The sequence below is a fragment of the Nocardioides hungaricus genome, assembly GCF_054782915.1.
In genome coordinates, this window is record NZ_BAAGRO010000048.1 from 32,545 (window position 1) to 51,214 (window position 18,670).

Sequence of the window (18,670 nt, forward strand, 5' to 3'; positions counted from 1 at the left end):
CGAGCCGGTGCCTAGACCGGCTTCCCAGCGAGTTCCAGCGCGCGGTCCACCAACTCGCGGCAATCCGCCAGGTCGAAGGAGCGGTAGAGCTGACCGGCGACGCGCACCGGATCCCCGCCGTAGTAGCGCTCGTACTGCAACTGGCGCTGGCCGAACCCGTCCCCGCACACCTCCCAAGCGAGCTTGAACAAGCGCACCCGCTCTTCGGCCGGAAGTCCCTCGGCGCCTTGGTAGTAGCGCGCGACGTCCTCGCCGATCGGGCTGCTGAAGTCGGCCGCGGTCGGCATCATGAGGAGGCCACCGGCGCCCATGGTCTGTAGGTCGTGAACGATCTGCGGGTACACCGCCCCGGTGTACTGCCGCAGCGTGCGCAGAGGCTGGTAGGCGGGCACGACGACCCCGGACGATGTGGTCGACGCCCCCGCGATGGACCTGTCGATGAGTGACTCGGCGATGTCGACGGCCATGACGGCCGACGCCAGCATCTGCTGTACGTTCAAGAACCCGTCGACCTTGATCGAGGAGGCGAGGGCGGCGCACAGGCCCGCGACGAACTGCAGCTTGACCAGACCGCGGACTCCTGTCTGGAACGAGAGGTGCGGGCCCAGGCCGACGGCGTCGTACATGTGATTGGAGCGCGCGACGCTGCCGTGCATGAAGACGCGTGACCACGGGACCAGGACGTCGTCGAAGACGACCAGTGCGTCGGGTTCATCGAATCGACGCGAGAGCGGATGGTCGTAGTCGGACCCCTCGCAGCTCCGGAACGGAGGCCGGCAGATCAGGCGCAGTCCGGGGGTCGACAGCGGCAGCGCGAATGCCAACGCGTGCCGTTCGTCGCCCGGTCGCAGGCCCGGTAGGGAGTAGATCAGCACTTCGTCGGCCACGGGAGCGAGGGTGGCCAGCATGCGTGCACCTCGGACGACCAGTCCGGCGTCCGTCTCGCGCACCACGCCGAGGTGCAGCAGATCGTCGTGCTGCTCGGACTGAGCCCTGCTGCGATCGGTCTGCGGGCTGACGAGGGCGTGGGTCAAGAACAGGTCGCCGGTCCGCACTCGCGCGGCGAAGTCGAGGACGTTCTGGCCGAGATCTCTGTCGGGCTCACCGAAGAAGTCACTGCCCTGTGCGAGGGCGGCGACAGCGATGTTGACGAAGTCGGGCGTGCGACCCATCATCCCGAACGACTGCCGTGCCACGAGTGCGACGGCATCGCGTTGTGCTGCCAGTTCGGCTGTGCTCCGGGGCAACACGTGGCTGAATCCCAGCGTGGTGTCGTCGACCTCCCGGGTGAGCAGCGTGCGGTGCTCGGGGGAGCGCTGGAGGTCGTAGACCGCGGCGATGCTCGCCGCCGACCCGGCGAACCTGGGGTCGGTGACGACATCTTCGGCTCGCTCGCCCTCGATCCATACCTCGCGTGCGCTGGCGCGCAGCTGGCTGAGGTACTGGCTGCCGTCTCGTGTGGTGTCCATGGTGTCTCCGCAAGTGTGGTCTGGTCTGCTGGTCTGTTGGCGGTCAGGCGCCACGGTCCTCGGTGGCGAGGACCTGATGCTGTCCGAAGCTGCGACGGCCGTAGGTGAGGGCGTGGGAATGTGAGACCCCCGAGTCCAATACGCGGCCCATGCACACGAAGTGCGTGCCGATTCGATCCCGTGCGGTCAGTTCGCAGTCGAACCAGGCGCTGCTCTCCGTGTGGACGGGTGCCCCGCTCGCTCGGGGCTGCCAGTCCTCGTCGAAGACATAGGCCGGGGCCTCGGGGCGGTCTCGCCCCGCGAAGGCCCAGGCAAGGTCTGACTGCGCGCAGCTGAGAACGTTGACGGCAAAGATCCCGTTCGTCACGACTGCGTCTGCCAGGGGACTGGTGTGCTTGATGCAGAACAGGACGGTCGGGGGATCGGCGCTGACCGAGCACATCGACGTGATCGTCTGTCCGACCCGCCCCCCTGGGCCGTCCGTGGCGACGATCGTCGCGGCGGACGGCAGAGCCGACATCGCTTCGATGAACTGTGCGGCTGCGAGCGCCACCGTCTCGCTGGAGGCCGACGCGCGCGCACCCGTGGTATCAGCGAGACGGGTAGCAGTGTTCGCCATGGTCTTCCCTTCCGTTCGAAGCGTCGAGCCCGAAGGCCGGTGACGACGGTCACCTCGCCGTCAGGAGTAGGTTCTCGCCCGACCTCAGGTGCTGAAAAGCAGATGTTTCTGCGATTTACCGCCGGTTGAATCGATGTTCGGTGGCGAGACACGGCGTCGGGCCGACATCATGACCGGCATGAGTGCAGCAGTCGGATTCACGATCGTGCAGCTCGAGTACTTCGTCGTGGTCGCCGAAGCCGGCAGCATCGCTGCGGCCTCGACCGAGCTCAACGTGTCGCCGTCGGCACTCTCGGCCAGCGTCATGAGTTTGGAGAAGGCGCTGGGGGTGCAGTTGTTCGTGCGGAATCCTCCGCGTCGGGTCTCGTTGTCCGCAGACGGCCACAACTTCCTGGCCGAGGCGCGGACGCTGCTTCGCCACGCCAGAGACGTCGCGCAGTCGGCGCGTTCCGGGGCGAACGAGGTGGAGGGCCGGCTGCCGATGGGTTGTTTCGCTCCCTTGGCGCCCGTGTGCGTTCCCCGTGTCATGCGTGAGTTGGCGCAACAGAAGGCGGGGGTCGGTCTCGACCTGATCGAGGGCGACGTCGGCTCGCTGCATCGCCTGGTAGGTGACGGCGGATGCGAGTTCGCCGTCACCTACCTGTTGCGCCCCATCGCTGACGTCGAGTTCGAAGTGGTGCGGCAGATGGCGTTCCACGCGATCGTGAGAAGGGGTCACCCGTTGGGGAAGCGCAAGCGGGTCAGCCTGGCGGATCTCAGCGAGTACCCCTGGATCCGGTTCGACATCGCCGAGTCAGTTCAGGTCATGGAGCTGCTCCTGCTCGAGGCCGGCCTGTCGGTGCAGTCGATGATGACGTCCACCTCGGTCGAGACGATCCGTAGCCTCGTGGGCGCGAGTGACGGGTTCGCGTTGCTCACGGTCCCGTGGGGCACGGACGTCACGGCCGCGAACGACCGGGTGGTGCGCTTGGAGATCACCGGCCTCGGTCATCAGCTGCAGTTGGGAATCATGACCGCCCCGAGGCGCCGCCAGACCGCCCGCGGCGAACTGGTGCTGGACTGCGTGCGCACGGCTCTGGCGTCGTTGTGATCGTCCAGAGCATGCGTCTGGTCCGCGCCGCACCACGGTCTTCTCAACCTGCGTGAACGACGGGGTCCGCCTCATGGGCTCTGCCCGGCGCGACGACGGGCTCGTTCGTCTCGTTCGGGGACTGCTCGACCGCGCTCAGGTCCTGCTGGGCCTGAGACGTGCTGACCAGGCCCGCTTCGACCACAGACCGTTGCGGGTTCCGGTTGACGATCAGGCGGTAGACATCGGGACGGGAGTAGTGGCCGACGGGATCGGCAGCCGCCTTCGCGATCGTGCGGAGCGCCGGGTCGAGATCCGCATAGATGATCCCCTCCTGCGTCTCGGGAAGCGGGTCGGCCAGCATCGTCCCCTCCGGTCCGAAGATCCTGGCCGCGCCACCCCCGAGTTGCAGGAGGTTGCGCTTCTCCTCGGTATCACAGTCGAAGGCGACGTACGCCGCCTCGGTGACGACTGTGGTGGCGGCCACGACGAACGACTGCGTCTCCACGGCGTAGCTGAGGCTTTCCGCGACATTGACCTCGGCGCCCAATGCCTTCGCCAGCCCTCGATAGAGGCAGAAGGCTGGCCACGACGCGACGTGGATCTCCTCGTCGAGGTCGGCCATGACGTGCTTGTTCAGCGGCTGGATGTGCTCCCAGCAGCACAGCGCCCCCAGCTTGCCGATGCTGGTCTCGTGCACTTGGAAGTCACTGCCATCGCCTTCGCCGAACAACGACCGCTCGACGTGGGTAGGGCGCAGCTTGCGCCGGACTCCCAGCAGTTCGCCGGTGTTGCCGATGAACGCCTGCGCGAGGTAGAGCGAGCCGCGATGGCGCTCGCTGAAGCCGATGACAACGTGGATGCTGTTGCGAGCTGCGGCATTCTGCAGAGCCCGCATCTCCTCGCTGTCGCGACTCATCGAGTTCTCGTGGTACCGACCCACGTACGCCATCGCCGCGGCTGGCGAGTCCAGCCAGATCTGCCACGGATACCCGGGAAGCCAGGTCTCACCGAACGCGACCAACTGTGCGCCTCCGCGTGCCGCCTCCTCGATGAGACCGACTGCCTTGGCGATGCCACCGGCCAGGTCTAGCCACACCGATTCGGCCTGTACCGCCGCCACACGGACCTGTTTCATGATCAAACCTCTCTGACGACTTTGCAGGAGACACGGTCTGGCGAGTCGCCGCGCTGTTGCGGCAGCGCCGCGCGGCACTGCACAACGCTCGGCCGGCGCCCCTCACCCACTCCGTCTACGCGCCGCCATCGGTCCTGAGGACCGATCGCGGCGCGTGTGCGAACGAGTCTCACCGTGTCGATTCAGTTCGCTTATCGAACTACATGAACGATATAAGGACATTAGTACACCGTCACTTCGTTGCATACCCCCTGATCCGGAACTGGCTAGCAGGACGTCGACAGGCGGCTGCGTCCCCCGGCCGACTGATGCGTGGGCCCTCTCCGCGACTTCGTGCCGGGGTTCGACGGCGGAAAGTGCTTGACATCGCGAGCGCGGGGTCCCCACTATGTGCTCAACGTTCGTTCATCGTACTAAAAGAACGATAATCGTCCATCAGAGATCCAACTTCGGAGCGGTCGACGGTGCGGGATGACTCCCGTCGCGCCTTTGACCGACGCGCCATCTGGGACCCACCACACGAGTCAGGAGCAGCCATTGCCGCCGGACAGCGTCCCCGACCGGCCCGGGGTCCCTCCGTTGCCCACTCGAGGTGGACGGCATGGGCGACGGACGACCGGTGAGTCCCGCACCCTGCGACTCGCAGCCGTGACGAAGTGCTTCGGAGGTGTCACCGCACTGAGCGACGTCACCCTCGAGGTCACGGCTGGAAGCGCGCTCGGGGTCATCGGCCCGAACGGGGCCGGGAAGAGCACCCTGCTGAAGCTCGTCGCCGGAGCGGACCGCCCCACGAGCGGATCGATCTGGTACGGCCACCAAGACCTGAGACGGGTTCCTGCACACAAGTTCGCCAGGCTGGGCATCAGCCTCGCCCACCAAGTGCCTCGCCCCTTCCGTGGCCTCACCGTCGCCGACAACGTCGAGATCGGTGCCGCCGCCGCACGGCTGCCCAAAAACGGACACGCCAATTGGGTCCACGAGGTGCTGGAGACGTGTCGTCTCGGCCACCGCCGGGACACGCCGGCGGCAGAGCTGCAACTGCTCGATCTCAAACGACTCGAGCTGGCTCGCGCTCTTTCTACCGACCCCGCCCTCATCCTGCTCGACGAGGTCGCGGCCGGGTTGAACGGCCGGGAGCTCGACGAGATCATCGCTCTCATCGATGAGCTCAAGCGGCAGGGCCGTGGCCTGGTTCTCGTCGAGCACGTCGAAGGCGTAATCAGCTCGCTGGTCGACCGTGTCGTGGTCATCGACTGGGGCAAGGTGATCGCAGATGGATCCCCTGCCGCGGTGGCGGTCGACGAACGGGTACGTGCCGTCTATCTGGGTGACGGCGTCCCACAGGCGAGCGCCACCACCGTGCCGGCCGGATCGGGAGGGGCGACCGTCTCGGCACCGGCGAGCGGGCACACCCATGCCGCGCCTGGCGACGGTCCGGCTGCACTGCGATTGAACTCGATCAGCACCGCTCACGGCGACGTCGAGGCCCTACGCGACCTCGATCTCGTCGTCCGGCCGGGAGAAGTCGTCGCAGTCTTCGGTGCCAACGGCGCGGGGAAGTCGACTCTGGTCAGCACCATCTCGGGCCGGCTGGCGCCGCGCACCGGCTCCATCCTCTTCGAGGGAGCCGACATCACGCGGGTACCCGCGCACACCCGCAACCGCCTCGGCATCGCACACTGCCCCGAAGGACGGCACATCTTCGCCGACCTCACGGTTCGCGAGAACCTGGAGATCGCTGCCTCCCTGCGCACGCCACGACGCAAGCTCGCCGAACTCGTCACGAATGCCTACGACGTCTTCCCGTCTCTCGCGGACATCGATCGCCGCAGCGCCGGTGCTCTCTCCGGTGGCCAGCAGCAGATGCTCGCCATCGGCAGGGCGCTGATGTCCGAGCCACGAATGCTGCTGTGCGACGAGATCTCCCTGGGACTTGCCCCGCTAGCCATCGACGCCCTGTACGACGCCCTGCGACGCATCAGCCAGGCGAACGTCTCCATCCTGCTCGTCGAGCAGAACGTGCACCGCGGCCTTGCCCTGGCGAGCCGGGTCTACGTCCTCGACCGCGGTCGCAGCGTCTACAGCGGAGACCCCGCGCCACTTGCGGATCCCGCCACGCTGAACCACCTGTACTTCGGGACCAGCGGTCGGCAGAAGCCGAAGTCCGACCTTGACGCTCAACCCGAATCCAACCCACTGGAAGGACTTCACCTGTGACAAGTCGTGTCTCACATCGCACCGCCATGGCGGTCGCTCTCGTCGTAGTGCTGCTTGTCGGTGCGGCCGCCTGCGGGGGCGGCTACCGCTCCGCCAACAGCGATGACGGTTCGGGCCCGATCGTGCTGGGCACCAGCCTCTCTCTGACGGGCGTTCTCGGGCAGCCCGGCATCGCGCTCAAGGACGGGTACGAGGCGGCCGTCAAGGAGGTCAACGACGCCGGTGGCGTCGACATCGACGGCACCAAGCGCAAGGTCGAGATCGTAGTGCTCGACAACCGCTCGGACCCGGGTCTGGCCGCGCAGCAGACCCGGCAGCTGATCGACGACTCGAACGTCACGGCGTTGCTCGGCTCGATCACCGCGCAACTGCTCACCCCGCAAGCGCTCATCGCCGAACAGCGGAAGATCCCCTACGTCGCCACCGGCGATCCGGTGAACGCCTTCCTCGACGGGAACCCGGCGGGATGGAACTACGCCTGGCAGGTCTTCTTCAACGAGGAGGCGCAGGCTGCGGCAGTCGCGAAGCAGCTTGCCGCGGTGCCGTCGAACAAGAGGGTGGCACTGTTCACCGACACGGCGCCCGACGGTGTCGCCGAGCGACCCCTCTACAAGGCGGCCTTCGAGCGGGAGGGCCTGACGCTCGTGGGGGACTACTCCTTCCCGGTGGGGACGACCGACTTCTCGTCGTTCATCTCCGACGCCAAGTCGAAGGGGGCGCAGCTCGTGGTCGGCCAGATGGTGCCGCCGGACGGGATCGCCCTGTGGAAGCAGATGAAGGCCCTGGCTCTGCAGCCGGAGGCGGCGTTCGTCTCCAAGGCCGCCGCCGACATGACGTGGCCGAAGGCGCTGGCGGACACGGCCGAGGGCACCCTCACCGACGGGCTCTGGAACGTCAACCTGAACCCCTCCGGAAGCCAGGCCGTGCTCGACGGGCCACTCGGCGAGAAGTACCAGGACAACTTCGGAGGACTGACCATCGCCGTGCTGGGTTACACCGTCGCGCAGATCGCGACCGATGCCCTCGCGCGAGCAGGGACGACGGACGCCCAGGCACTCAACGAGGCCATCGGCAACACCGACGCCGACTACGCCGTGGGCAGGATCCGGTTCGACTCCAAGAACGTCTCCACCACCGACTACGTCCTCATGCAGTGGCAGCGAGGCGCGATGCTGCAGGTCGCTCCCTCGGTCGGCGGAGCCGAACTGCAAGTCCCCGCCGCGGGGTTGCGGTGACCCTCGCCAGGCCCGGCGGCGACGGGGCTCGCACATGGTGACCGCAGTCGTCAACGGGCTGCTCGTCGGAGGCTTCTACGCACTGACCGCTCTCGGACTGTCCATCGTCTTCGGAGTCCTGAAGCTCATCAACCTCGGCCACGGTGACCTGGTCGTCGGCGGAGCGTACCTGGCCAGTGTCCTGACCCTGCAGTTCGACCTCGGTCCGTTCACGGCCCTGCCCCTGGTCGTCGTCGGTGTCGCGTGCCTCGGCTACCTGCTGCAGAAGGGAGTCCTGACGGGCCTGCTCCGTCGTGGCTCGGACGCCGCCCTGGTAGCCACCTTCGGTCTGTCCCTGATCGCACAGGGGCTCTTCACGGAGTGGTTCACCTCGGCGCCGCGTGCACTCAGCAGTTCCCTGTCGACCTCTGGTGTGTCGGTTCTGGGAGTACAGACCCGTAGCTCTTACGTGGTCTCGTTCGCCGTCGCCTCCGTCCTGTGTCTTGCCGCCTACCTCGTACTCCACCGGACCCGGATCGGTGCTGTCGTCCGTGCGGCAGCCGCTGACCCGGGAACCGCAGAGCTTCTCGGCATCGACGTGAGAAGGGTGTATGCGCTGACCTTCGCCGCCGCAGCCGGCATCGCCGCCGCCAGCGGCATCCTGCTCGGCATCAACTTCAGCTTCTCGCCACAGGCCGGCACCCAGTACCTCCTCATCGGGATCGCCGTCGTGGTGCTCGGTGGCATCGGCAGCGTCTTGGGGACGGTGGGCGGCGCACTGCTCCTCGGGGTGCTGCAGGCCGTTGCGGCGCATCAGCTTGGAGGTGGCTACCGCGACCTCGTCGTGTACCTGACGTTCTTCCTGGTGCTGTGCGCCCGACCAGAGGGGTTGTTCACGAGACGTCCCGGCGGCTCGGCGTGGAGCACGCAGCGACGGCGTATCGCACCGTCGGTCCGCTTCCGAAAGGTCGGGCATGAGCACTGAGACGGCCTCGGCGACCCGAGAACACGGGCGGGAGTCTCGCCTGGCAGTCCATCCGACACTGGTGACGATCGCCCTCCTGGGCGCGGTCGTCTTGGGAGCCACGGTGCTGTCGCAGTCGACGGCGCTGTTCACCCTCGGGCAACTCGATACCTTCACGACGCTGTTCGCGTTCGTCGCACTTGCCCAGGCATGGAACATCCAGGCCGGCTTCACTGGTCAGGTCTCGCTCGGAGCCAGTGCCTTCGTCGGCATCGGCGCGTACACGGCGGGCCTGGTACTTCTCCATACGGACGTCGGATACGTGACGGCGCTGGTCCTCGCCATGCTCGTGGGCGTCGTCCTGGCCGCCGTCCTCGCGCCGCCGCTGCTGCGGCTGCGTGGTGACTACTTCGCCGTGGGAACACTCGCGGCCGCGCTGGCCATCCAGGCGTGGATCATCAACTGGGACTTCGCGGGCGGGTCCACCGGCATCAGCCTTCCGCTGGACCAGATCCCGTCTCCGGTCGCCGTCTACCAGATCTCCTGCCTCGTCGGCGGCCTCGCCCTGGCGACAGCGTGCGCGGTCTCCCGCTCGAGCTTCGGCAACCGGCTGCGAGCGGTCCGGGACAGCGAGAGCGCCGCGATCGGACTCGGAGTCTCCGCGTTCCGTCACCGGTTGGCGGCGCTCCTCATCAGCGGCGCTCTGACGGGCCTGACCGGTGGACTCGTGGCGCTTCAGCAAGTCAGCTTCGAACCCATGGGGATGTTGGGAATCAACTGGACGGTGAATGCGCTCTTGATGACCGTCGTCGGCGGCATGGGCACCGTCCTGGGGCCGGTAGTGGGCGCGGTCGTCGTCTACTACTTCCTCACCCGGCAGCTCGAGAGCTACCAGACGCTGAGCGTGGTCGTCGAAGGGCTCCTCCTGGTCGCCATCGTCCGGTTCGCTCCACAGGGCATCTGGCCGCTCATCACCCGGCTCCTCTCCTGGTGTCTTGCCAGAGCAGGCGACTCCGGGTCGAGTCCGCGACGAGAGGGTCCCTCGTAGCCCGTCGGCCCCTGCCCACGACAACGCCGGGGCACACGCGGATCCGCTGCCGTCCGTGGCGCCGATGCAGTCCGGGCGGCTCGCACCGGCTCCGCGTCAGTGCGACGCGGCGGTCGTTGGTCGTGGCGCGAGCGGTAGCATCCTGTCGCTGCCGGCTTGCGAGACGGCTCGTGCGTCACCTGGCGACGTGCAGCGACACCAGGATCTGCGCTGCAGCATGAGGCTGCTGGAAGGCGAAGGGGCATCAATGCCGTCACCCGTAGGCGAGACATCCCAGACCCTGGACCGGGGGCTCACGGTGCTGTCGCTGCTCGCGGAGCACAGTGACGGACTCACGGCGGCCGAGCTCGCGGAGAGGCTCGCGACGGCCCGTGCCGTCGTGTACCGCCTCCTGCGCACTCTCGAAGGGCATCGCCTCGTGGGTCGCATCGACAACCGCTACTTCCTGGGGATGGGCATCGCCGAGCTGGCCAGTCGACTCCGTCCGCGTCTGCAGGCCACCGTCCTGCCGATCCTTCGTCGCCTCAGCCAAGAGACAGGTAGCACCGCCATTCTCAGTGTGGCAGACGGCGACGAGGCCTTGATCCTCCTGACGGAGGAGCCCCTGCAGGGCACCTTCCACCTCGCGATGCGCGAGGGTTCTCGGCACCCCCTCAGCGTCGGCGCCGACGGAGTGGCCATCCTGGCCGGACGCCCCGCAGGCGCCGCGGACGGCAAGGACGTCCAGCGAGCCCGCCAGCGCGGATACGCCGTGAGTCGCAACGCCCTCCAAGAGGGCGCCGTCGGGGTTGCCGCGCCCATCGCGACCTCGGACTGGGCAAGCGCCAGCATCGGCATCATCCGGTTGGGCTCGAAGCTCGCCGATCCCGAGATCCCCACGGTCGTCATGGCCGCAGCGGCGAATGCAAGCGCGAAGCTGAACGGTCTCTGACCTCCTCTTATCACGACCTCTTATCACGACCGGGCCGCCCGTGCCGGTGCCGCGCCGGTGCCGAAGACCCTCTGCGTGACTACCTGACGACGCGTCTCGCCCCGGTCGCGGGGTGACGCGTGGCCAGCCCGACGGGGCCGGCCGACGACGGGCGCCGTTCGCCTCCGTGACCCGTGTCTTTGAACGGCGTGCCCGCCGTGCTATGGTTTCGATAGTCGTTCAGTAAGAACGATAATCGGAAAGAGGTGCGATGCTCAGGACCGCTGCCGGGACATCTCCAACCGGCGCTGAGGCCTTGGTCGAAGCGATGTCGGACTGCGGCGTCGACACCTTGTTCGCCAACCCGGGGACGACCGAGATGCCCATCGTCTCGGCCCTGGATTCCACACAGCGCCTGCGCGCCGTCCTGGGTCTGCACGAGAACGTGTGCACGGGAGCCGCCGACGGTTACGGACGGATCAGCGGTCGCCCCGCGGCGACGTTGCTCCACTTGGGACCCGGCCTGGCCAACGGCCTGGCCAACTTGCACAACGCCCGCCGAGCGCACACCCCCATCGTGAACGTCGTCGGTGACCACGCGAGTTGGCACCTGGCGTACGACGCTCCTCTGACCTCCGACATCGCGGCGCTCGCGGCCACCGTCGGCACCGTGCGCACCTGTGCCTCGCCCGATCTCGCCGACGACGTGCGGCTCGCTGTGGGCGACGCCGTGGAGCGCAGCGGCGTCGCCACGCTGATCGTGCCGGCCGACCACCAGCAGAGGCGGGCCACGGTGCCCGCGTCGTTCTCCGCTCCCGTCGCCAGCACGCCGACCGCCAGTGCGCCGACCGCCAGTGCGCCGGACCCGCGCGTCGTCGAACGCATCGCGGCGCTCCTGAGACAGCACGGCCCGCGCGCGGTACTGCTGCTCGGTGGCTCGGGCCTGACCCGAGCCGGTCAACTGGCCGCCGGTGAGGTGGCGGCCCGCACCGGGGCCGCGCTCTTCAGCGAGACCTTCCCGGCGCGTGTCGAGCGAGGCGGGGGCCTTCCGGCGATCGACCGACTTCCCTACTTCCCCGAGCGAGCCATCGCGGCGTTGGAGGACCGTCACGTGATCCTCATCGGGTCGGACGATCCGGTGGCCTACTTCGGCTACGAAGGCATTCCTTCGCGCCTCGCGCCTCCGGAGCGAGCGCACCGTCTCGCCGGCCCGACCGACGACGCGCAAGGCGCTGTGCTGGCGCTCGCTGGAGCGCTGGGTAGCGCCGGTGCGAGGCTCCCCTGTGCTCGGGCGTCCGAGCGACCCGACGGAGAGTCCCGGCTAGACGGACAGGTCGTGGGAGCGACGCTCGCCTCGCTCCTCCCCGAAGGGGCCATCGTCTCGGTGGAAGGTGGGACCTGCGGCTACCCCTTCTTCAGCGCGTCGCACGGCGCCAACGCTCACACGTCGCTGACCAACACCGGCGGTGCCATCGGGCAGGGGCTGCCCGTCGCCCTCGGCGCCTCGATCGCGGCGCCGGATCGCCCCGTCGTGGCGCTGCAGTCCGACGGCAGCGGCCTGTACACCGTCCAGGCGTTGTGGAGCATGGCTCGCGAGAACTGCGATGCCGTCGTCCTGATCGCGGCGAACCACAAGTACGACGTGCTTCGGACCGAGCTTGCGCGCCACGACCACGAGGAGCTCGGTGTGCAGGCCAGCGCGCTGACCGGTCTCGGCGACCCGAACATCGACTGGCGTGATCTCGCCGCCGGCTTCGGCCTCCCCGCCACCGTCTCGGCCACCGCCGGTGAGCTTGCCGCGCAGTTCACCGACGCCCTCTCGAACGGCGGCCCGCATCTGATCGAGATGGTCCTGTGAGCGCGGGCGAGACGGTGGAGGAGCGCGCACGCGCGTTCGTCGATCGCGAGCACGGGCTGCACATCGGCGGCGAGGAGCGCGAAGCCAGGGACTCGGAGACCATCGACTCGCTGGATCCGGCGACGGGACGACGTCTGTCGCGGATCGCGAGGGGGTCAGAGTCCGACGTCGACGACGCAGTCGCAGCGGCGCGATCGGCGTTCGAGGATCCGGCGTGGCGCGACCTCACCCCGTTGGCCCGCGGCGAGCTGCTCCACCAGATCGCCGAGATCGTCGACGAGCACGCCGACGAACTCGCCTTCATCGAGTCGTTGGACAACGGCAAGCCGGTCGCAGTCGCACGAGCCGTCGACGTTGGCACGACGGCGAAGCTCTTCCGCTACTTCGCGGGTTGGCCGAGCAAGTTCGAAGGCAGCACCATCCCGGTCTCTCCCCGTGGCGGACTGGACATCCTCAACTACACGGTTCATGAACCGGTGGGCGTCGTCGGCGCGATCGTCCCGTGGAACTTCCCGGTGTCCATGGCCTCGTGGAAGCTCGCTCCGGCTCTGGCCATGGGCAACACCGTGGTGCTCAAGCCGGCCGAGGAGACCTCCTTGTCCACGCTTCGCCTCGCCGAGCTGTGCGCGGCGGCAGGGTTGCCGGCCGGCGTGCTCAACGTGGTCACCGGGCATGGAGCCCAGGCCGGTGGTCACCTCGCCGCCCACGAGAACGTGGACAAGGTCGCCTTCACGGGGTCGACCGAGGTCGGCCGTCTCGTCGCCACGGCCGCCACCGGCAACCTGAAGAAGGTCACGCTGGAGCTGGGAGGAAAGTCCCCCCACATCATCTTGCCGGATGCCGATGTCGAGCAGGTCGCCGCGGCGGCAGCCGAAGGCATCTTCTTCAACCAGGGGCAGACCTGCACGGCCGGCTCACGGCTGTACGTCCACGAGCGTGTCTTCGACGACGTACTGGACGCCCTGGTCGCACGGGCTCAGTCACTCGTCGTCGGTCCGGGCACCGACCCTGCCACCGACATGGGACCGTTGGTCTCCCGCCGGCAGTTGGAAACCGTCACCTCGTACGTCCAGGCCGGTCTGGAGCAGGGTGCCTCTGTCGCTGTCGGCGGAGGCCGCCCTGCGGGCCTCGCCCCCACCAACCGCGATGGGTTCTTCCTCGAGCCGACAGTGCTGACCGACACCGATCACTCCATGCGGGTGGTGCGGGAGGAGATCTTCGGTCCCGTCCTGGTGGCGATGCGCTGGTCGGAGATCGACGATCTGGTACAGAAGGCCAACGACAGTCCCTACGGCCTCGCGGCCGGCGTCTGGACCAACGACGTCCGATCCGCCCACCGGATCGCCCGTGCCGTCAAGGCGGGGACGGTCTGGGTGAACTGCTACAACCTGACCGATCCGGGCTCACCGTTCGGCGGCTACAAGCAGTCCGGCTGGGGGCGCGAGATGGGCCGCGCCGTTCTCGAGAGCTACACGGAAACCAAGAGCGTCTGGGTGAACCTCTCATGATCCACGAGTCCATCGTGCCATCGCCCGATACCGACACCCAGCACCGAGAATCGCTCCAGGGGCAGGTAGCCATCGTCACCGGTGGCGGCATGGGCATCGGCAGATCCGTCGCCGCTGCACTCATGTCCCGCGGCGCCGCCGTGGTGATCGTCGGACGCCGGCGGCAGGTCTTGGAGTCCGCCGCCGCCGAGCTGACGACCGGCGGCAACGAAGTCATCCCCATCAGTGCCGACACCACCGACACCGACTCGGTTCGGCACATGGTGGAGACGACGGCGGCCGTGTTGGGACGTGTCGACATCCTGGTCAACGGCGCCGCAGCGCCGGCAGGGCTGGTACGCAACGATGTCGAGCAGGCCGACCCGTCAGCTCTGCTGGCCGACCTCGACACCAAGGTGGTCGGCTACTTCCGCTGCATCCAGGCCGTCACACCTCACATGCGGCGGAACCGCTACGGACGGATCGTCAACATCGGCGGACTGACCGGTCGCTCGAGTCATGCCTTGTCGGGCATGCGCAACCTGGCCGTCGTGCACATGACCAAGGCGCTCTCGGACCAACTCGGCCCTGCCGGCATCACCGTCAACACGATCCACCCCGGTGTCGTGGAGACCGAGCACATTCACGAGCTCTACGCCAAGAACGCTGCCGCAGAAGGCATCACCGCGGCGCAGGTCGAACAGAACTTCGTGGACCGCACCCCGATCCGACGGGTGCTCACGGCCGACGAAGTGGCCGACGCCATCGCCTTCTTCGCCTCGCCCCGCGCCGGCGGTATTACCGGCGAGTCCATCGGCATGGACGGCGGACTGACCCGAGGCATCTTCCTCTGACGCGTCGTGCGTCCTCAATCCGAAGGAGTCAGACATGATCGGAACCATCCTCGTAGCCACCGCAGGGCAAGGCGTGCTCCGCAGCAACGACGACGGTGCCACCTGGGCTCGCATCCCGCTGGAGCAGGATGTGGAGTTCGACGCGACGATCCGCTGCCTGGCGGTCCATCCCGAGGCGCCCAACGTCGTCTATGCCGGCGCGGACATCGGTCTCGCACGCAGCGAGGACGCGGGCGTCACGTGGAGCCGGGTCCCTTCTCCGTTCGACGAGCAGCAGGTCTGGTCCATGGCCATCGACCCTCGCAACCCCGACAGCTTCCTGGTCGGCACCGGGGCCCCTTCCCGGGCCGCGATGTTCCGCTCCGACGACGCGGGCGCGACGTGGCAGCGTCTGTCGCCTGAGATCCCCGAGCACTGTGCGGGAGTATCGAAGCCGCGCATCCTCACCATCGCGTGGGATGAGTACGACGGCAAGTCGGCGTGGTTCGGCATCGAGGAGGGCGGCCTGTGGGTCACCCGCGATCGCGGCGACACCTGGGAGCGCGTCGACGGAACACCGAAGACGCTGCCCGATGGCGTGACCGGCTCCGACGTCCACTGTGTGCTCGTTCTCGAGGGGCCGCCCAAGACGTTGGTCTGCCTCGTGGTGAACGCGATCTTCGTCAGCACCGACGACGGAGTCACCTGGACACGGACGGACACCCGCAAGGAGTGGGGCATCTACTACACCCGGCTGGTGGCCCGGCTCCCGGGCACGAACTCGATCCTGCTCGGCATCGGAGACGCCACGCCGGGGTCGGTGACACGGATCTTCCGCTCCGACGACCTCGCCCGGACCTGGCAGGAGGCCACCCTCGACGTGCCGGCCAGCTCGACCGTGTGGGCCTTCGGCACGCACGACGCAGATCCGGACCTGGTGTTCGCCGGCACGAAGTACGGCGACCTCTACCGCTCGACCGACGGCGGGCGCTCCTTCACCAAGGAGTGGCGCTCGTTCCCGGAGGTCACCGATGTCGCGTGGACCTCACACGTCGCGCCCGACGCACCCGCTTCTCACTGAAAGGACACGGACATGAACGACCTCGACCTCTCTGCCGAGAAAGGTCAGACGGTGCTGGCCAGGCCAGTGGTGCTGCGAACCCACCTGTCCCTCTTCGCCAGCGACATGGAGCGCTCCGCCGAGTTCTTCTGCGACGTCCTCGACATGAGGGTCACCGCACGAGGACCGCAGTGGATCTTCCTGTCCTTCGGCCGCAAGCACCACGACATCGCCATCATCCAGGCCGAGCCCGGTGCGCAGCAGGGGGACCTCGGTCTCCAGCACTACGGGCTCGAGATCGAGGGTGACCTGGACGAGCTGCGACGCCTCTACGCGATGCTGATCGCGAAGGGTGTCGAGGTCGTCAAGGCCACGGACCACAAGGTCGGTTACGGCCTGTACTTCCTGGACCCCGACGGCAATCGCTTCGAGTTCTTCAGCGAGACGGTCCCCGACGACGAAGAGGGAATACGGGTGCTGGGGGAGCACAACGCACCGAGCGAGCCCATCGTCCTCGACCCCCTCTACACCTGATGGCCAGGAAGGAGCCGACCTGCGGAGCCTTCCACGTCCGCAAGTGGTATGTCCAGGACGAGGAGGTGCTGGCCAACGAGACCGGCCGGCCGGCCGATGGTCCGCCACTTCGGCGGATCGTCGTGGCGGCCGCGGTGCACAACCCGTTCGCCGGCGAGTTCGTCCAGGACCTGGGGCCTGTGGTCGGGCCCTCCGGCGCGCTGGGGGCCGAGTTCGGCCGTCGCGTGCAGGCGGCCCTCGGTGGCGACGCGGTCCAGAGCTACGGCAAGGCGTGCCTGGTGGGGGCGGCCGGGGAGTACGAGCACGGCAACGCGTTCCTCACGCAGATCTTCGCCGATCCCGTGCGGGAGGCGGTCGGTGGTGGCAAGTCCTGGGTTCCCTCGACGGGCAAGGTCGCGGCGCCCGGCGCCAGTCTCGACATCCCCCTGGCGCACAAGGACGCGCTGTACGTGCGTGCCAACTACGACACCGTGACCGTCGCGTTCGGAGATGCTCCTCGCGCCGATGAGGTGGTCATCGCCTTCGCCTTCGCCACCAGAGGTCGGCTGCACGCCCGGCTCGGGGGCTTGGCCGCCGACGACGTGGTCGGGGAAGACGGGCTGCGCTGAGGCATGTCCGAGCCGCGGACCCATGTCGACCTCGTCCCGGAGTCGCGGATGACACGACTCGGTGGGCTGGACGCGCACTTCCTGCAATGGGGCGAGCCGGGCCGGCCCGCCGTCGTCCTGCTGCACGGCCTGCGCAGTTACGCCGCCACCTGGTCTCGCCTCGCCGGCGAACTCGCGCGTGACCATCAGGTGCTCGCCTTGGACTTCCGCGGCCGCGGACGGTCGCAGTGGGACACGAGGCGGCGCTACTTCACCGAGGACTACGTCGCAGACGTCGAGGAGTGGGTGGCACAACTCGGACTGCGCGCATTCGTCCTGGTCGGGCACTCCATGGGAGGTACGGTCGGATACGTCTACGCTGCCAGGCACCCGGATGAGGTGACCCGCCTCGTTGTCGAGGACATCGGACCCGGGTCGTCCACCGCCACCTCCGGGGCCGACCGCATCGGACGCGAGCTGTCGAACGTCCCACGCAGCTTCGCGGACCGGGCAGCGGTCGTGACGTACTGGAAGACGCTCAGACCCGGCATCGACGACGACGCCGTGGCGTCCCGGCTCGAGAACACCGTCGTCGAGGAGCCCGACGGGAGCTGGCGGTGGCGGCTGGACATGGACGGCATCGCGGCTGCCCGCCTCACGGGAGACCCGGCCCGGGGGATCGACCTGTGGCGCTGCCTCGAACAGCTGACCTGTCCGACACTGGTCGTTCGCGGTGGAGGCTCGGACTTCCTCAGTGCCGAGACATGCCGGGAGATGGCGACACGTCAGCCCGGGCTGACCTGGGTGGAGCTGCCCGGAGCCGGGCACTACGCGCACGACGATCAGCCGGAGCAGTTCGTGCGGCACGTCGCGGCCTTCTGCAGGGCCGGGACCAGGACATCGATATGATCATCGAGCAGCGCCGCTACACGACGGTCCCCGGCGGTGCCCCGCACTACCTGCAGCAGTGGCACGACCTGGGGAGAGCGGCCCAGATCCGGCATCTCGGTGAGCCGTTGGGCGTCTACCTGGTCGAGACGGGAGAGCTCAACACCCTGGTGTACCTGTGGCGCTTCGCCGACGCTCGAGAGCGAGCGGCGTGCCGCGATGCACTGTCCCGAGATGCCGACTTCGCCCGATTCCGATCCGCCGTCAAGGGCCTCCTGGTGCGCCAGCGCAACGAGATCCTGGTGGCCCTCGATCGACGAGACCGCCCTGGAGGAGCACCCATGTCCGACAGCCCACCGCCGAGTGCCGAGGCCTCGGCCTACCTCGACTCGATGGTCGAACGCCGCGGATATGTCCTGGACTACCACAAGGTGATGGCCGCCCAGGACTTCCCCGTCCTGAGAGCCGCGGACGAACTCGTCTCGGCCACCTACCTGGCCCAGCGGCGCCTGAGCCGAGCGACCAAGGAGCTCCTGTTCATCTTGAGCCTCACGGTCATGCGCTCCGAGCCGGCGCACATTGCCAGCCACATGCGCGTGGCGCTGCGCGAGGGGGTGTCGGCGGAGGAGATCCTGGAAGCGCTCGAGATCGCCCTGCCCGAGGCCGGCGTCGTGGCCTTCCAGCACGGTTTCGACGTGTGGCGGGAGGTCGTCGGCGCCGAGGGGCTCGAACCCTCCCAGCATCGGGCGTGACCGGCTGTCTCGACACGGTCGGC

The 18,670-nt window shown here is 68.1% G+C and carries 17 protein-coding genes; 14 read left to right on the plus strand and 3 right to left on the minus strand.

Annotated features, from left to right (window positions below):
* Positions 1 to 11: 11 nt before the first annotated feature.
* Together ACYVKX_RS18210 and ACYVKX_RS18215 are read right to left on the minus strand one after the other, a co-directional pair.
* Entirely contained in the window at positions 12 to 1,469 is a 1,458-nt protein-coding gene (locus tag ACYVKX_RS18210) for a 4-hydroxyphenylacetate 3-hydroxylase family protein (RefSeq protein ID WP_460835094.1), read from the minus strand.
* Between the two features lie 43 nt (positions 1,470 to 1,512).
* On the minus strand, positions 1,513 to 2,088 hold the full coding sequence (locus tag ACYVKX_RS18215; protein WP_460835095.1) for a flavin reductase family protein: 576 nt from the start codon (positions 2,086 to 2,088) through the stop codon (positions 1,513 to 1,515).
* A gap of 178 nt (positions 2,089 to 2,266) precedes the next feature.
* Here ACYVKX_RS18215 and ACYVKX_RS18220 point away from each other — a divergent pair, with 178 nt between their 5' ends.
* The gene (locus tag ACYVKX_RS18220) at positions 2,267 to 3,178 is read left to right on the plus strand and encodes a LysR family transcriptional regulator (RefSeq protein WP_460835096.1); all 912 of its coding nucleotides are present in this window, start codon (positions 2,267 to 2,269) and stop codon (positions 3,176 to 3,178) included.
* A gap of 43 nt (positions 3,179 to 3,221) precedes the next feature.
* Here ACYVKX_RS18220 and ACYVKX_RS18225 read toward each other — a convergent pair whose 3' ends face one another.
* Positions 3,222 to 4,295: a carbon-nitrogen hydrolase family protein gene (locus tag ACYVKX_RS18225; RefSeq protein ID WP_460835097.1), complete on the minus strand. Its 1,074-nt coding sequence runs from the start codon at positions 4,293 to 4,295 to the stop codon at positions 3,222 to 3,224.
* A 648-nt stretch (positions 4,296 to 4,943) separates the two neighbouring features.
* On the opposite strand from ACYVKX_RS18225, the gene ACYVKX_RS18230 reads away from it, so the two are divergent.
* The 13 genes from ACYVKX_RS18230 to ACYVKX_RS18290 all read left to right on the plus strand — a co-directional run bounded on the left by ACYVKX_RS18230 (position 4,944) and on the right by ACYVKX_RS18290 (position 18,647).
* Positions 4,944 to 6,512, plus strand: a complete 1,569-nt coding sequence (locus ACYVKX_RS18230; protein ID WP_460835098.1) for an ATP-binding cassette domain-containing protein — start codon at positions 4,944 to 4,946, stop codon at positions 6,510 to 6,512.
* Between the two features lie 26 nt (positions 6,513 to 6,538).
* The gene (locus ACYVKX_RS18235) at positions 6,539 to 7,747 is read left to right on the plus strand and encodes an ABC transporter substrate-binding protein (protein WP_460835099.1); all 1,209 of its coding nucleotides are present in this window, start codon (positions 6,539 to 6,541) and stop codon (positions 7,745 to 7,747) included.
* A 34-nt stretch (positions 7,748 to 7,781) separates the two neighbouring features.
* On the plus strand, positions 7,782 to 8,711 hold the full coding sequence (locus ACYVKX_RS18240; RefSeq protein WP_460835100.1) for a branched-chain amino acid ABC transporter permease: 930 nt from the start codon (positions 7,782 to 7,784) through the stop codon (positions 8,709 to 8,711).
* Positions 8,712 to 8,772: 61 nt separating this feature from the next.
* A complete protein-coding gene (locus ACYVKX_RS18245; protein ID WP_460835101.1) occupies positions 8,773 to 9,738 on the plus strand; it encodes a branched-chain amino acid ABC transporter permease in 966 nt (321 codons plus the stop codon).
* Between the two features lie 217 nt (positions 9,739 to 9,955).
* Positions 9,956 to 10,669, plus strand: a complete 714-nt coding sequence (locus tag ACYVKX_RS18250; RefSeq protein WP_460835102.1) for an IclR family transcriptional regulator — start codon at positions 9,956 to 9,958, stop codon at positions 10,667 to 10,669.
* A gap of 250 nt (positions 10,670 to 10,919) precedes the next feature.
* Positions 10,920 to 12,506: an acetolactate synthase large subunit gene (locus ACYVKX_RS18255; RefSeq protein ID WP_460835103.1), complete on the plus strand. Its 1,587-nt coding sequence runs from the start codon at positions 10,920 to 10,922 to the stop codon at positions 12,504 to 12,506.
* A complete protein-coding gene (locus ACYVKX_RS18260; RefSeq protein WP_460835104.1) occupies positions 12,503 to 14,014 on the plus strand; it encodes an aldehyde dehydrogenase family protein in 1,512 nt (503 codons plus the stop codon). Before ACYVKX_RS18255 ends, ACYVKX_RS18260 begins: the two co-directional genes overlap by 4 nt.
* Positions 14,011 to 14,847 (plus strand): SDR family NAD(P)-dependent oxidoreductase, encoded by an 837-nt coding sequence (locus ACYVKX_RS18265; protein ID WP_460835105.1) that lies wholly within the window; start codon positions 14,011 to 14,013, stop codon positions 14,845 to 14,847. Before ACYVKX_RS18260 ends, ACYVKX_RS18265 begins: the two co-directional genes overlap by 4 nt.
* Positions 14,848 to 14,881: 34 nt before the next feature.
* On the plus strand, positions 14,882 to 15,907 hold the full coding sequence (locus tag ACYVKX_RS18270) for a WD40/YVTN/BNR-like repeat-containing protein (RefSeq protein ID WP_460835106.1): 1,026 nt from the start codon (positions 14,882 to 14,884) through the stop codon (positions 15,905 to 15,907).
* A gap of 12 nt (positions 15,908 to 15,919) precedes the next feature.
* Positions 15,920 to 16,420, plus strand: coding sequence for a VOC family protein (locus ACYVKX_RS18275; protein WP_460835107.1), 501 nt, complete (start codon positions 15,920 to 15,922; stop codon positions 16,418 to 16,420).
* The gene (locus tag ACYVKX_RS18280) at positions 16,420 to 17,028 is read left to right on the plus strand and encodes an amino acid synthesis family protein (protein WP_460835108.1); all 609 of its coding nucleotides are present in this window, start codon (positions 16,420 to 16,422) and stop codon (positions 17,026 to 17,028) included. The genes ACYVKX_RS18275 and ACYVKX_RS18280 overlap by 1 nt, the downstream gene beginning before the upstream one ends.
* A 3-nt stretch (positions 17,029 to 17,031) precedes the next feature.
* Complete coding sequence (locus ACYVKX_RS18285; protein ID WP_460835109.1) at positions 17,032 to 17,916, plus strand: alpha/beta fold hydrolase; 885 nt, start codon at positions 17,032 to 17,034, stop codon at positions 17,914 to 17,916.
* Positions 17,913 to 18,647 carry an NIPSNAP family protein gene (locus ACYVKX_RS18290; protein WP_460835110.1) on the plus strand — a complete coding sequence of 245 codons (735 nt, stop codon included), beginning with the start codon at positions 17,913 to 17,915 and terminating at the stop codon, positions 18,645 to 18,647. The genes ACYVKX_RS18285 and ACYVKX_RS18290 overlap by 4 nt, the downstream gene beginning before the upstream one ends.
* Positions 18,648 to 18,670 lie beyond the last annotated feature (23 nt).

Excerpts from the sequence above, each read along its gene's own strand:
- ACYVKX_RS18215 (WP_460835095.1), bottom strand. The coding sequence starts at position 2,088 with ATGGCGAACACTGCTACCCGTCTCGCTGATACCACGGGTGCGCGCGCG.
- ACYVKX_RS18240 (WP_460835100.1), top strand. The coding sequence starts at position 7,782 with ATGGTGACCGCAGTCGTCAACGGGCTGCTCGTCGGAGGCTTCTACGCA.
- ACYVKX_RS18225 (WP_460835097.1), bottom strand. The coding sequence starts at position 4,295 with ATGAAACAGGTCCGTGTGGCGGCGGTACAGGCCGAATCGGTGTGGCTA.
- ACYVKX_RS18270 (WP_460835106.1), top strand. The coding sequence starts at position 14,882 with ATGATCGGAACCATCCTCGTAGCCACCGCAGGGCAAGGCGTGCTCCGC.
- ACYVKX_RS18255 (WP_460835103.1), top strand. The coding sequence starts at position 10,920 with ATGCTCAGGACCGCTGCCGGGACATCTCCAACCGGCGCTGAGGCCTTG.
- ACYVKX_RS18275 (WP_460835107.1), top strand. The coding sequence starts at position 15,920 with ATGAACGACCTCGACCTCTCTGCCGAGAAAGGTCAGACGGTGCTGGCC.
- ACYVKX_RS18285 (WP_460835109.1), top strand. The coding sequence starts at position 17,032 with ATGTCCGAGCCGCGGACCCATGTCGACCTCGTCCCGGAGTCGCGGATG.
- ACYVKX_RS18235 (WP_460835099.1), top strand. The coding sequence starts at position 6,539 with ATGGCGGTCGCTCTCGTCGTAGTGCTGCTTGTCGGTGCGGCCGCCTGC.
- ACYVKX_RS18250 (WP_460835102.1), top strand. The coding sequence starts at position 9,956 with ATGAGGCTGCTGGAAGGCGAAGGGGCATCAATGCCGTCACCCGTAGGC.
- ACYVKX_RS18280 (WP_460835108.1), top strand. The coding sequence starts at position 16,420 with ATGGCCAGGAAGGAGCCGACCTGCGGAGCCTTCCACGTCCGCAAGTGG.
- ACYVKX_RS18210 (WP_460835094.1), bottom strand. The coding sequence starts at position 1,469 with ATGGACACCACACGAGACGGCAGCCAGTACCTCAGCCAGCTGCGCGCC.
- ACYVKX_RS18265 (WP_460835105.1), top strand. The coding sequence starts at position 14,011 with ATGATCCACGAGTCCATCGTGCCATCGCCCGATACCGACACCCAGCAC.
- ACYVKX_RS18290 (WP_460835110.1), top strand. The coding sequence starts at position 17,913 with ATGATCATCGAGCAGCGCCGCTACACGACGGTCCCCGGCGGTGCCCCG.
- ACYVKX_RS18220 (WP_460835096.1), top strand. The coding sequence starts at position 2,267 with ATGAGTGCAGCAGTCGGATTCACGATCGTGCAGCTCGAGTACTTCGTC.